General features: G+C 37.8%; 8 protein-coding genes. All 8 read left to right on the top strand.

Translation table 11 applies throughout. The features are described 5' to 3' along the window. The first annotated feature begins 186 nt into the window (after positions 1-186). Positions 187-6,327 carry an S-layer homology domain-containing protein gene (locus ACYVD3_RS18255; protein WP_460643917.1) on the top strand — a complete coding sequence of 2,047 codons (6,141 nt, stop codon included), beginning with the start codon at positions 187-189 and terminating at the stop codon, positions 6,325-6,327. 427 nt (positions 6,328-6,754) lie between these two features. Continuing rightward, complete coding sequence (locus ACYVD3_RS18250) at positions 6,755-8,935, top strand: ATP-dependent nuclease (RefSeq protein WP_460643916.1); 2,181 nt, start codon at positions 6,755-6,757, stop codon at positions 8,933-8,935. Continuing rightward, positions 8,936-11,014, top strand: a complete 2,079-nt coding sequence (locus ACYVD3_RS18245; RefSeq protein ID WP_460643915.1) for a UvrD-helicase domain-containing protein — start codon at positions 8,936-8,938, stop codon at positions 11,012-11,014. A 120-nt stretch (positions 11,015-11,134) separates the two neighbouring features. Then, positions 11,135-11,608 carry a peptide-methionine (S)-S-oxide reductase gene (locus ACYVD3_RS18240; RefSeq protein WP_460643914.1) on the top strand — a complete coding sequence of 158 codons (474 nt, stop codon included), beginning with the start codon at positions 11,135-11,137 and terminating at the stop codon, positions 11,606-11,608. Between the two features lie 178 nt (positions 11,609-11,786). Next, complete coding sequence (locus ACYVD3_RS18235; RefSeq protein WP_460643913.1) at positions 11,787-12,002, top strand: VOC family protein; 216 nt, start codon at positions 11,787-11,789, stop codon at positions 12,000-12,002. A 122-nt stretch (positions 12,003-12,124) separates the two neighbouring features. Further along, the gene (locus ACYVD3_RS18230) at positions 12,125-12,853 is read left to right on the top strand and encodes a hypothetical protein (protein ID WP_460643912.1); all 729 of its coding nucleotides are present in this window, start codon (positions 12,125-12,127) and stop codon (positions 12,851-12,853) included. Positions 12,854-13,062: 209 nt separating this feature from the next. Then, on the top strand, positions 13,063-13,776 hold the full coding sequence (locus tag ACYVD3_RS18225) for a DUF6678 family protein (protein ID WP_460643911.1): 714 nt from the start codon (positions 13,063-13,065) through the stop codon (positions 13,774-13,776). Positions 13,777-14,019: 243 nt separating this feature from the next. Further along, entirely contained in the window at positions 14,020-15,093 is a 1,074-nt protein-coding gene (locus tag ACYVD3_RS18220; protein ID WP_460643910.1) for a S66 family peptidase, read from the top strand. The last annotated feature ends 63 nt before the right edge of the window (positions 15,094-15,156 follow it).

Genomic DNA, 15,156 nt, shown 5'->3' with positions numbered 1-15,156 from the left:
TTATTCTTGAAAAAAACGGTTTCAGAACTCTCCTTTTGTTATAAATTTATCAATAAGTAATTTAATGACAAGATATTCTCATTAGCCAAATTGACATAAATATGGTGAAATGGTAAAATTTGGTTAGCTTGGACTAACTAAAGTATTTACTTAGAATGCTAATTCAATTACAAGGAGGATAATGGATTGAAATTTTCTTGGGGTAAGAAAAGATTTAAAAGGAGATTGAGCACAGCGCTGGTTTTCGTCATGGTAAGTTCTTGCGTTATGCCTGCATATGCAGACGGCAATGGAATTAACATGAGTTTAAACAACAATGCTTCTTTTTCTGAAGAAATTTTATCAGAAAAATCATTGGAAGCTGCGCCAGAAGCCAGTTCGGAAGAGGAAGTGATCTCACAGGATAATGCCGGTGGAGAAGAAACCGTAATAGAAGAAACAGATGAAGCGGCGCAGGAGACCAAAGAAGAGAGCACAGAAGAGCCTGGGGAAAAGACAGATGAGAACCTGGAGGAAACGGAAACAGATCCTGAGGAGACGGAAGAGAGCCTAGAGGAGACAGAAGGGGCCGGGGAAACGGTTGAGGAGACTGTAGAAGATGTAAAAGAATCCGAAGCAGCATCCGGCGAGACAAAAGAAGATGCAGAAAAGCCGGAAAACGAGAGCATAAAAGAAACGGAACCAATGCTTGAGAATGCAGTACCGGCTTTTGTTGAAGCAAGAAACATAGGCCTGATGGGAGACTATGAGGATGGTACTTATACCGGAAGCGGCGAAGGATATAAAAGTACCATTACGTTAAAGGTCACGATTGCTGACAATCAAATTACAGAGATACAGGAAATCTCTCAAAATGAGACGTTAAGTAAATGGGAACAGGCAAAACTGATTTTTGAAAAAATTATAAATGCCAATTCAACCGATGTGGATGCCATTAGCTCCGCAACATACAGCAGCGAGGGGATCATAGAAGCGGTAAATGATGCTTTATCAAAAGCTGTAATAGGCGGCAGCCAGGTGTTTGAAGATGGAAATGGCAGTAAAGGGAATCCTTATATCATTGCAGAAAGTCTGCAGCTTGAACGGTTTGCCCAGAAAGTAAATGAAGGCAATGATTACCAGGGAAAGTATATAGAACTTTCCAATGACCTGGAATTAAGCGGAGAATGGACTCCTGCCGGAACAAAAGAAGAGCCTTTTGCAGGATCCTTCAGCGGGAAAGGTCACACAATCAGCGGATTGAGCATACAGGAAAACACTGTGAAATATGCCGGTCTTTTTGGCTATCTGGCAGCAGGGGCTAAGGTTTCTGACATGAAACTGGAAGATGTGAATATTTCCCGGGATGCAGAGGCTGCTGAGGCAGGCGCTGTAGCAGGGAGCACGGAGAATGGGGTCATTATTGATAATTGCCAGGTATATGGAACCGTTGAAGCCGGCAATTCCACAGGACTCAGTTATGCCGGCGGAATTGCAGGGAGATTGGGGCAGGAATCTGTGGTATCCAATGTATATGCAGATGTGACGGTTGCTGCATTTTCAGGAAGCGGCAGTGCTTATGCAGGAGGCCTTATTGGAATGTCTGTAAACAAATGCATTCTGATTAATGGGGCATCCTTTGGAAGCGTTTCTGCCAAAACAGATGCCAACTCCATATGCGGTGCAGGTGGAGTGTTCGGAACCCAGTCCGGTACGGCGTATAATGTTTTCAGCAATTGCCATGTCACCGCTGAAAGCGCAGATCAAAGCAAAGTTCTTATTGGCGGAATCAGCGGCATGGCTACAAACAATACTGCAATTGTTAATGGTTATTTCAATAGCAGCATTCCAAATGCATTTATGACAGCATCCAGTGCGATTACCAAATATGTGGCAGAAAATGTGGTGAGTTCATCGGATTCGGAACTCAATAGTCCGGATTTTGCAGACACATTAAACCGCGGCTTAACAAGATCACAAAGAGCAGGCGGGATTACACGGATTTCAGCAGCGAACAACCCGAACATGGGAGACCTTAAGCATGGGCTTAATTCTGTTGGTATCCTTTATGCATGGGATTATAGCGGCAGAGTCCTTCTCTCAGAGGAAGCCTTTGTGGATGACAGCATTGATACCGGCATATTTGAAAGCGGAAGCGGAATCGAAGAAGATCCGTATATCCTTAAAACAGAAGAGCAGCTCAGGGCGTTTGCAAAGTCCTTATCAGATGATGTGACGTATTCCGGCATTCATATAGCTCTTGAGGAAGATGTTGATGTTTCCAGCGAGACCTGGCTTCCCATCGGACTTGGACATTATGATTTCAGAGGAACCTTTGACGGAAAGGGGCACAAGATTACAGGAATCCACATAGGTACCGTGGAAGCTCCTTATGTAGAGGAGTCTGGCGACAGTCAGAACCTGAGCAAAATGACGACTTATTATGGATTTTTTGGCGTTATAGGTGAAAATGCGGTCATTAAGAATTTGGGCATAGAAGATGCCGTAATTTCTGTCAGGAGAAATACAAGTATTTATGCAGGACTTCTTGCCGGTGTTACAGATAGAGCGTATGTTGACGGCTGCTATGCCAGGGGCTACGTCTCCAGCGAAACGACTCACAGCAAAGCAAATGCCTGGGCAGGCGGCCTGGTGAGCCAGACTATAAAAGGCGGAATCATTAATTCATGGACGGATGCGGAAGTTTTCTGTACGGCCATCGGTGGTCTTGCCGAATCCGGCGCATTCATAGGTATGACAAACAGAAGTGTTGTTGCAAACTGCTTTGCTTTGGGCAATACAGGCGGAAAGGCGAGCAGAGAAAATGGAAACGAAGGGATGCCGGCGGTTTCCTCCTTCATTGGTGTAAATGCAGGTAAAGTAGCAAATTGCTATGCCGTTGGCGATATGAAGGCAGCTTCTTTTTCAACCTATGTGGGATCCTTTACAGGCTGGGCCACAGGCATTGCAAGACAGTTTACCTCTTATTATAACGCGGATGCGGTCCAGAACAGCAATGGTACCATAAACAATCCGGTGATCAGCGTTGGTTTTATGGTGAGTGCAGGGGTAAATGACGAAGGCGAGCCTTATGATGGGACTTATCATGTGGGAATCCAGGCAAAAGAGCTGTCATTTATGAAGAGTCAGGCATTTGCCGATCTTTTAAACAGCAATTTCAATGCTTTTCCTCTGGATCTTGTAAACGGAGAAAGTTCCAATGTGGGAAATCAGAATGCCATGGGTCTTCCTGGATTCATGAAGCTGAAAGAATGGCAGTTGGAAAATGACGTTGTTATGCCTGTGGGAGAAACGGTAACAACGATTTATGAAGATATGACTCCGGTATTTGAACCGGATGCTCTTGATGTGGCCGACGGCACTTATTATGGAAGAGCCAAAGGGCCGGGCGGAGAATATATTTATGTAAAAATGACGGTAGCGGAAGCGCGTATTTCAGATATCCATATAACGAAGCACAGCGAAGGAAGCCAGTTGGATTCCATTTCCCCTGAAATCATAGCCTCCGTAATATCGACTCAGAATTATTCCCAGTCAGGCAGTGACAGTGACCTTGGGAAGGCTTTAAAAAGTGCAATCGCAGTTGCGGCACAGAAGGCATCCATACGGGATATTACGGGATACGGATATGTTTCTGATTCCATTTTTGCAGCAGGAAATGGCACAAAAGAGAATCCATACCTCATAAACACACCGGAGCAGTTGATGGCGTTCGCCGGTTCTTTAAATGAAGACGAGCATTATGAAGGGAAGTATGTGAAACTTGGGAATAATATTTCTCTGGATGGAATTGAATGGATTCCAGCGGGGGGATCAGGAGTTTATGGCTTCCGGGGAACCTTTGATGGAAACAACAAGGTAATAAGCCATATGACAGTGGGTTCTTCGGAAAATCCGGAAATGTACTGCAAGTCGGTGGGACTTTTTGCAAATCTGGAAGCGGCCAGGATTAAAAATCTTGGAATCGAAGATGCATCAATTTACCAGAAGTATTTGGGCGATTCCATTGCCTATGCAGGAATACTGTCAGGATATTCTATTGAAAATGCAGGTGACGGCGGGTACGTTGATTTCTGTTATGCAGAAGGAACGATTAACAGCTATACTGCAAAGCAAAACGACAGTGGAGGCCTGATCGGGGCCATCAACAGAGGAACCATAGCAAACAGCTATGCAAAGGTTGGAATTAACTGTGAAAGCAGGGATGGCTATGCTTATGCGGGAGGTATAAGTGCACTTCCTAACAGGGCTCTGATCATTAATAACTATGCCTCAGGCAGTATCAAGGGCAAAGGAAATGGAGCCAGGATCCAGATCGGTGGAATTTCCGGTATGAATGCCGGCATTGCAATCAATAATTATGCCAGCGTTGAACTGGTTTCGGCGAATACAACCGTAGATATCGGAGGCTTTTCGGGAAGAGTTTCAGGAATTGGATACGTGGAACGGGCTTATTATAACAATGAAGCAAAGCAGATAAGCGGTTCCCTGGAAATTCTTCCGGCCAAAGGGGTTGGCACTGTTGTTTCCGGTACCAACTACGGGAAAGGGACAGTAGTTGGTCTGGAAGGAAAAAGCTTGTCCGATCTGAAACGTCCGGAATTTGCAGAAATTCTGAACGCAAATAAAGCAGATGCAGAAATGATAAAAAGAGCAGGCAGCATGTTAGAAGAACTGGGCTCTGCAATTCCTTCTGAAATTACTCTCCGTGATTTTCAGTATTCCTCAGATGAAGACGGGGTAGTATTCAAAGACAGAGCGGCCGGCTCCGGGGACGGTGGTTCATCAGATGGAGGTTCATCGGGTGGAGGTTCATCGGGTGGAGGTTCATCGGGTGGAGGTTCATCAGATGGAGGTTCATCAGATGGTGGTTCATCGGATGGTGGTTCATCCGGTGGGGATACTTCCGGCAGTGGCTCATCAGACGGTGGCGCTTCCAGTCGCGATTCTTCCAATGAGAGCGCTTCTGCCACCACACAAACAAAATCCTCTGCCAATCTGACAGACCGGCCTGTCAAGGCAGATGTTGCAGTGACAGCGAATGTGGGAGAGAATGGTTCTGCCAGTGTCTCTGTTTCGGATCAGACCATTGCAGATGCAATCGCCAGGGCACAATCGGATGCCAAAGTGCAGGGAAAGACAGCAAACGGAATTTCCATAGCAATCAATATGGCTCTGCCGAAAGACGCCAGATCCCTGACTGCGGCATTTTCAAAGAACACACTGGAACGTCTTGTGAGCGCAAATGTGCAAAGCCTTGATTTAAATGGGACTCTTGTGACCATAGGACTCAATAAGAAGGCGGTGGAAGAAATCTGCAGGCAAAGCGGGGCTGATGTTACCATCGCAATGGAACCGGTTGACATAAGCGGTGTCCGCAACTGCTATGATATTACCATTCGCTCCGTAAAAGACGGAGAAACCCTGACGGTCACAAGTTTAAATGAGGGAGCTGCTGTCATTGGGATTCCCTACATACCAGGAAACAATGAGGCCGAGGGACGTTTGTACGGGGTGTATGTGGATGGCAACGGAAGGATCAGCCGGATTGCAAATTCGGTATATGATGGAAATAACAGGCAGATCCTCTTCGTGACAAATCATTTTTCCGTCTACGGTGTGGGATACATGGCTTCCGCCCCGGCGTTTGCGGATACAGAAAAACATTGGGCCAGGGAATCCATTGATTATATTGCTGGGCGTGGATTGATGGAAAGTGCCTCTGATTCCGGGTTTGCACCGGATGCTGTTCTGACCAGAGGAACGCTGGCAGCCGCCCTTGGGAAGCTGGCAGAGGCTGATGTAAGCAGCTATACGGGCAGCAGCTTTACTGATGTGGCAGGCAATAAGGCGGCACCTTATATGGAATGGGCACATCAGAATGGAATCGTCCAGGGAGCCGGTGCTGATGTGTTTGCACCGGATGCTGCAGTTACCCGTGAGGAAATGGCTGCAGTAATGCAGAACTATGCCAGAGCCACCGGTTTTTCCCTGCCGGTTACCCGCTCTCAATTCAGCTTTACGGATCATGAAAGCATGGGAAGCGAAGGAAAAGCTGCGGTAATAGCCATGCAGAAGGCTGGTGTTATGATGGGAGAAAGGGACGGCAGCTTTAATCCAAAAGGCGATATTACCCGTGCCCAGGCGGCTGTTATTCTGGAACGGTATATTAAGCTGGCGATTGATCCCCAAACCGCCCAAGGCTGGGCGAAAAACGATTCCGGTCAGTATCTGTACTACAAAAATGGGCTTGCTGTCACCGGAACACAGATCATTAACGGAGTAACCTATTATTTTTCTGCAAATGGAATCATGCAGGAGAACTAAGAAATAAAAGATTCTGATAATAAATAAACAAAAATGGTCTCCAACATGGCTTTTGTATCCAGCTATGTTAGGAGGCTGTTTTTAGTTTAGTAAGGCAAAACAATTAAATTAATATTGCACTAATGAAATGTGGGTTTTTTGTATCTATGTTATTCGAAGGAAGTATACTGCAGTTAATTGTTCAATAAAGGTTCCGCTAAGAGTTTGGACGTTTTTTTTACTATAAATCTGCTTTTTGTTTCCATATTCTGGTAAATAAAAACTATTTGATGTATAATTATTAGCAGTAGAATATTTAGACTTATAATTTAGTTTTAGATATTATAGCAATAATGTGCAGTTTGTAAAGCAATGTCCTAAGTTGACGAATTGGCGTTTTGAATATCAATTTTGGTAAATTATGAAGTAGAGTATTGGAGGAAGAAAAATGTATCTTAAAAGCATATCAATGAATAATTTCAGGAAATTTCGTGAGACAAATAATACAATAGAATTTGTTTGTGCTAGTGATTATAGTAAAGATAAAGATGAATACAACAAGATAGATATTGCACCCAAAACTACTTTAATCATCGGTAAAAATAATAGTGGAAAAACTACCGTTATATCTTGCTTAGAAAAGCTAATTAAAGGCGGAAGATTTAGCTCTTTGGATTTTAATTTTAATTATCTCAAAGAGCTATTACAGTTATATACACTTGATTACTTAGAAGATACTGAGCATATGAAAGTTCCAATAATAAGTTTTAAAATTACCGTGTCAATGGACAATAACACAGATGATATATTGACAAATATAATACCATTCATGTCAATAGAAGATGTATCAAAATCAGAAATAGATATAAATATTAAATGGACAATTAGCAATACTGAAATATTTATTGATGAACTAAAAACGTTTATCAGTAAAGACTTCAAAGGACAGCAATTTGACAGATTTCTCGATTTGATCGATAAAAGCGACTTTGAAATATCATATTATAATTCAAATGATGAAAAGAGAACCGGATTCACACTGAATAATTTGATTGAAATTACTTCAATATCTGCTAATAAAATTATAAATAATACTTGTTTATCAAATGCATTTAGTAAGATTGTTGATTATCGATATAAAAATGTAGTAGATACAAAAATCGCTGATGAATTAGACAATAGCATTATTGATATAAATGAAACGCTGACAAAGAATATTGCAGAGAATCATACTCAAAATATAAATAATTCAATTGGTCAAATGCTATCAGGAGATAAGTGCAAAGTTTTATTAAAATCAGATTTAAGTTTCCAAAAAATCATCCAAAATGTACTAACATACGAATATATGGAGTTGGAAAACAGCATACCTGAAAATCAATTTGGGTTAGGCTATACAAGCCTTATGATGATTGTAGCAGAGATAATCAAATATATTGAAAAATATCCTACTACATCATTTAATAGTCAAATTAACATAATAGCAATTGAAGAGCCCGAAACCTATATGCATCCACAAATGCAAGAGCTATTTATAAAAAATATAAATGATATGATTTCATCACTATTAGAATCGGGCAATAAACATGTAAATAGTCAAATAATTATAACAACTCATTCGGCACATGTTTTAAATAGTAAAATCTATATGGGTGAAAAGTTTGATAATATTGCTTATATCACAAATAGTAAAAATTGCGCAACAGCGGTTTGCTTGAATGACGGTATTGTTTTAGAGAAACTTATATCCAGCAAGAAGAAAAGTGACGATAAGTTACAGATCGCAAAAGACAAAGACGTCGCAGAAACAGAAGAAGAACAGACTGCAAGAGAGGCAGATGAAGCGAAAGTACGTAAAACAAAAGAGCTTGACAATCTTAAGTTCTTAAAGAAACATATAAAGTTTAAGGTTTCGGAAATGTTTTTTGCTGATGCTGTAATTTTTGTTGAGGGCATTACCGAGTATACACTGCTTCAATATTATATATCTCAAAATCCTAATCTTAATAAACACTACATATCCGTCTTCTTAGTGGATGGTGCTCATGCTAAAGTATATGAAGGTCTTATTAACATACTATCTATACCTACACTAATTATCACCGATATTGATATAAAAAGAGCGAAATGGGAGAGAAATGAAGAAGATAAGACGCATCCAGAGAAGCCGCGTATTTATCAACAGATTGACGAAAGCAACCTAAAAGATCGCTCAACTACAAATAATACACTGGTACATTTTTATGGTAGCAATAAAATTGAAGATATTATCGCTTCTGAATATGTGACTAATGAAAGTCTGATGGTGTTAAGCCAGATAAAACCTATTCAAAATTACTACCCAACTAGCTTTGAAGAAGCCTTTATATTAAAAAATTATCAGAATGAAATGCTACATAAAGTATTAAAGCTAATAAAGCCACAGATATATAGCGATATCATTGAAAATGGAGGAGTATTAAAAAACTCTTATAAATTCCAGTGTAAGCTCTCAAACGATAAAAGTGATTTTGCTAACACCTTGCTATATGAAATATTAACTTGCAGTAACGATGCTTTAATCCCAGAACTTCCAAACTACATAGCTGATGGAATCAATTTTTTGCAAGAAAAATTGGAGGAAAAGTAAATGGATTATAACAGTTTGCATATTTTAGATGAGAATAGAACAAAAGAGGAAAATGTATTTAAAGAGATCGTAAGATGTATTGATGCTAACAAGAGTTTTGTTTTTGATGCAGGAGCTGGGGCGGGAAAAACCTATGCACTTGTACAATCTTTAAAACATATTTTAGTTCGGTATGGGACAGAACTAAAACTTCATAAACAAAAAGCTTTGTGTATTACATTTACGAATGTTGCTGCCAAAGAAATTAAAGAACGTTTAGGTAATACAAATCTAATCGAAGTTTCTACGATTCATAATTGGGCTTGGGATATTATAAGCCCATATCAAAAGCAACTTGTTGAAATTCATTTAGATAAACTCAAAGCAGAAGTAGGACTAATTCAAATCAACTTAGATAATGAAAAATGGGCGGAACAGTATATTAAATTGTTGGATCATGAAAAAGAGTTGTTAACGAGTATGTTGCTTAAGAAAAAAGGAACATATTATAAATATAAGGGTGGCAGTGCATCTGACTTTAAAGCTGCGTTCTTAGATATTAATGAGGCATTTCCACTAATATTAAAGAATGTAGGTAATTTTAAAAAAATAATTGATAATCTTTTTAAAATGAGTAGTTATAATATATCCATCGAAAAAATTGAAGCGCAGGATGATAAGTACAAAAAGATAAAGTATGATGCAAGGTTTAATAATGATAGGCTTGCCGCAATGCTGATTAGTCATGAAACCTTGTTGGAATATGTCGAAAAAATTATAGAGAATAATAACATTTTAAAGCAAATAATTTTTGACCAGTATCCTTATATTTTAGTGGATGAGTATCAGGATACAGACCCAAAAGTGGTCAACACATTATCTAGAATTGAGACGTATTCAAAAGTTGTAAATCACAAATGTATAATAGGTTATTACGGTGATAAAAAACAAAATATTTACGACAAAGGTGTCGGAGACTCATTTAGCAAATATCATTCGGGACTAGAAAGAATAAAAAAAGAATTTAATAGACGATCTGCCAGCGAAATAATTGCTATTTCTAATAGCGTCAGAAATGATGATCTTCTGCAAGAAACGATTTACAGTGACTTTCCGGCTGGAAGTGTGAGTTTTTACAATTTGGAGATGGAACGAGAACATTTTATTAAGGCACATATAGAACGATGGAATATAACTAAAGAAAATAAGCTCCATTGTTTTGAGCTAACAAATGAACGTGTTGCTGAGTTTAGTGGATTTGGTAATATATATAATTTCTTTAAAGATTCCGTCTGGTATAAACAAGGAAAGCGTTATGAAATGTTAAGGGATCATATTTTAAGTTTGGATACCACCAAGCTAGGAATCGTACAAAATCTACTATTTCGTATTTTGGATTTCAAACACAAAATAATATTAGATGATACTATGATATTAGACGTAATTCCTTTTGGTAAAAAAGTTGATGAAATTGATATAACTATGTTAAGACAACTGATATCAAAATTAACTAATATAACCGGACAAACCCTTAAAACTTATACCATAAATCTTTTTGAAAACTATAAATGTGGTGATAGAAATTATGATAAATGTGTAGCATATATCATAGGTGAAAAAATTAGCTCTTTTCAGGAATTTGAATCCTTTATATTAGATCAATTATATATTTCAGATAATGAAGAAAATAGCACAGATGATGAAATTGCAAGATACAAATTTGAAGTTGACAAATTTTTGGAAATCGATATGAATTTTTTTTACTTATGGTATAAATTCTTAATAGATAAAAGTGATGGCAATGTGGTTTATCATACTTATCATGGAACCAAAGGTAGAGAATTTGACAATGTAATTATATTTATGAACTCTAAGTTTGGAAGAGATAATTACTATTTTGACCGATTGCTTAAAGTAATATCAGAAAAATCAGAAACAAATGGTAATAATGATGAAAAAACCGAAGAAGCAAGAAATTTATTATATGTGGCTATAACAAGGGCTATCAAAAATTTAAGTATTTTATATTTTGATAACTTAAATGGAAACGATGAACAAGTAAGCAGAGTTTTTGGAGAAATAAAGAACGCATTAAGTTAATAATGTTGTCGGATTACTCATACAACTTTAAATGCGCATTATATTTATGATGTATCAGTGCAGAGTAAAAAGCTATAGTCTAGATTATTTATATTTGACAAAAGAAAATAGGTGAATACTATGGTTGAAACAATATATTTTGCAGGTGGCTGTCTATGGGGTGTACAAGCATTTATCAAAACACTAAAAGGTGTTATTAATACTCAAGCAGGACGAGCAAATGGTTATTCAAATACTCTCGAAGGCGAGTATGATGGTTATGCTGAATGTGTAAAAACAGAATTTGACCCTGAAATTGTAACTGTTTCTCAACTAATGGATTATTTTTTTGAGATTATAGATCCTTACAGTATGAATAAACAAGGTAATGATGTGGGGGAAAAATACCGCACAGGCGTATATAGTAAAGTGCCTCGACATTTGGAAGATGCCAAGAATTATATAACAGAAAGAGCAGATAGGAACAAAATTGTAGTGGAAGTCCTGCCACTTATGAATTACGTTAAAAGTGCAGATGAACATCAAGATAGATTAGATAGGTGCTCTAATGACTATTGTCATATTCCTAAAGAGTTATTACATAAATATTTATAACCCACTGTTATAAGCATAATCAGAAGCCATTCAAACTTCCCATTATTATTTATGAAGCATAAGGGAATATGGAAAAAAGAAACAAATAGATCTGAATTTGTTGGTTGCTGGACATGATGCGGCAAAGGAATCATTAGTTTATCATTCCGAGATTATGTTTGGTGAACAAGAGGTAAGGATGAATGATCTATCCGATGAAGCGGAAGTGGAACTTACAAAGGAAGTGATTCATATTATCGGGTTTGATACAGCAGAAGAGGTTGAAAAGGCCTTTTCTGTACTTAGCGATGGCGGAGAGGTAATAAAGCCACTTGAAAGACCACCGTACATGGTAATAATCGGTACTGTAAAGGATAGCTTCGGAGTTAAATGGGAGCTGATGTGTGACTTTTAAATTACGTATGGTGGATTAGAGAAAACTTCCAAGTTATAGAGCAGACAAACTTCCCGTTATATTTATAAAGCCTATCACAAAGGTAACTTTGAATTTGTGAATGAATAAGAAGGTGATGATAAATGCGTTTTGATCAAAAAGAAGATTTACTTAGGTGTGTTAGAAATGTGCTTGTTCCTGAAAATCCTCAAATAGTGGAGAATGGCGTAAAAGGATTGCTTAGTTACAGATGTAATAATAATCAAAGACATCCAGATTCGGCACTAACATACGAAGATACGAGGTGGATATCTGTTCAATTGTATGGCAGTGTTCCAGAAAGCCAAGATACTATTTTTAATTGTTGGAATGTGATTAAAATTTACGATGCTTCGTATAGAGGAAAAGAAACGAGATGTGACTCAGATATATTAGAGAGTTTGGAAAAGGGAGAACAGGTATTTGCACCTAATCATAAAAAAACATTTGATACATTGGCTGATATGCAACACAGTATAGCAAATATAATGCCTGCACCGAAGGGATTTAATGGATGGAAGAATAAGTGGAAAAGTAATTCTGGGAAGGGTGAGTATCATAGGGATAACGATTTTCCAGATATCTATTATCTAAGGGCTAAAGGGGAGTTTCCCAAGATACACGAATGGATAAATGATCATATGGTTGAGTATTCGTTACAATGTTTTATAGATTTTAAAACTCCTTGGAAGGATAGACGCGCTAACTATAAAGACATGAATTCTAAACCAACAATCGAGGAAGTTGAAAGAGTAGCTAGGGATATGATAGAACAAATAAGGAATAGGGCAGAGTTACTTTCTGTTAAGCTACCAATTTATGATAAAAAGTAATGTTTTGTAGATTTTAAGGTGATTTTAAAAGTGAATTAGATAGACAACTTTAAAGTTGGTAAAATAAGAAAACAGAATTTATATCTTAGACGGATAAATCATAAATGTAGAGAGTTTCAACTTCCAATTATATTTATTAAGCAGTTCATTATAAGAATAAAAGAAATACAAATTATTTATAATTTATGCAACAAGCGAGGTGATTTAACGTGGGTGACACACACTCAAAACTAACCGTAGATTATTTTGATGAATTGGATTTTGGTGATGGTGTAAAGAAAAAGAATGATGATGAAAGCTATTTTCTTTCTGTACAGTGGAACAGTGGTATCTACCTAAAAATCCGAGAAAATAAATATACAGGAGCATATTATCTTACGGTTGGACGAGATGGGACTTCTTTTTATTCACAGCTTTTCTCAAAAGCGAATGAGCACATTCTAAAGGCTGTGGAACATTGCGTGAGAGATATTCAGTCAGGAAAATACAAAAATAAAAAGACTGAACGTGAAGCGATACAAGAAATTATTGTCCGCAGAGGCTTGACAAGTTTTATGAATGATACGAAATGGAGCGAGTTCAGAGCGGCCATGCTAGAAGAGATGCCATTTGAACCGCCCTATGACTATAAAACGCTATTTGATGAAGACGGATATATAAACAAAGAATATGTTCAGCATCTAATCCATGATAGTGGCCCATCTTCGTTTTGCAGTTACGATGATGAAAGCTTTAATAATCTTAATTACAAATCACTTGAATGGGTAATTGTGCGACCGAAATTTTTTTCTTTGGAGGGAGGGCAACTAGTAAAAAAGAAAATTTGGCATGATGCGGAATTGGAGTTCATCAAAATATTAAAAAAGTATAATATTCCTTATGAATTGGAAAACGGAGCATATATAATCTATGGATATAAATGATTTTTGGACGTGAATGATCATCGACTGTATATTATGAGCAAACGGAGAAGTTAATGCAACTCCCCATTGTATTTATAAGGCAATAAAAAGCAACAAACAAAACCGGAATTTACTTTGAAGAGTCAATGTAGAAAAAACAAGCATGTATTCCAGTCTTTGGCAAGTGAAAAATCAGAATTAAAAGTTACATTAATTACATTGCAAGATGAAAGTAATCCACAGTAATACAGAAAGGATGAAAGGATGATAAAGGCTAAGGCATTAAAGAAAGGTGATAGGGTAGCGATTGTTAGCCTTTCAAGTGGAATGTTAGGAGAAGAATTTTGTAGCCACAATATTGAGATAGGAGCAAAACGCTTAAAAAGATATGGTTTAGATCCGGTATTTATGCCGAACTCACGAAAAGGAATTGAATATTTAAAGCAACATCCAGAGGCACGAGCTTCTGATTTAAAACAGGCATTCATGGATGATTCAATAGAGGGGATTATCTGTGCGATTGGTGGAGATGATACCTACAAATTGTTACCATATTTATTAGAAGATAAAGAATTTCTTCAGGCCATTCAAGCACATCCTAAGCTATTTACAGGATTTTCTGATACAACAATCAACCATCTCATGTTTTATCAGATGGGGTTATTGACTTATTATGGTCCTAATTTCATATGTGATTTAGGAGAGATTGCAAATGAAATGCTTCCCTATACAGAAAACGCATTTAGAATGTATTTTGAAGGTGTTGAATGCAAGGAAATTGTATCTAGCCCAATATGGTATGAAGAAAGAACAGATTTTTCAAGAGAAGCAATAGGGACAGAACGGGTTATCCGCAGAGAAAGTAGGGGCTTCGAACTGTTACAAGGTGCAGGTGTATTTGAAGGAAGGCTTTTAGGTGGATGTTTGGAAAGTCTATATGATATTCTTACATCTACCAGATATAAAGATGAAAAAGAGGTTTGCGAAAAGTATCGATTATTCCCTTCATTAGATGAATGGGTAGGTAAAATTCTATTTATTGAAACCTGTGAAGAAAAACCAACTCCAGCTATGTTGAAAAAAGAATTACTGGCCTTGAAAGTACGGGGAATATTGAAAGTTGTAAATGGTATTCTTGTTGGAAAACCACAAGATGAGATGTATTATGAAGAATATAAAGCCGTTTATTCTGAAGTGATTGATAATAAGGAGCTGCCAATACTATATAATGTTAATTTTGGACATGCAACTCCAAGATGTGTAATTCCATATGGAATGCATGTTAAGGTGGATGCAGCCAAAAAAAAGATTCTTTTTTTAGAGTCTATGTTCAGATAAGTCAGCTACAAATCCAATTTGTAGGTTGATTTGCCTCATAGTTGTCTCCAATTGCGAAGTGAA

The organism is Lacrimispora brassicae (assembly GCF_054772055.1).
This window is presented reverse-complemented; position numbering and strand designations above follow the sequence as displayed.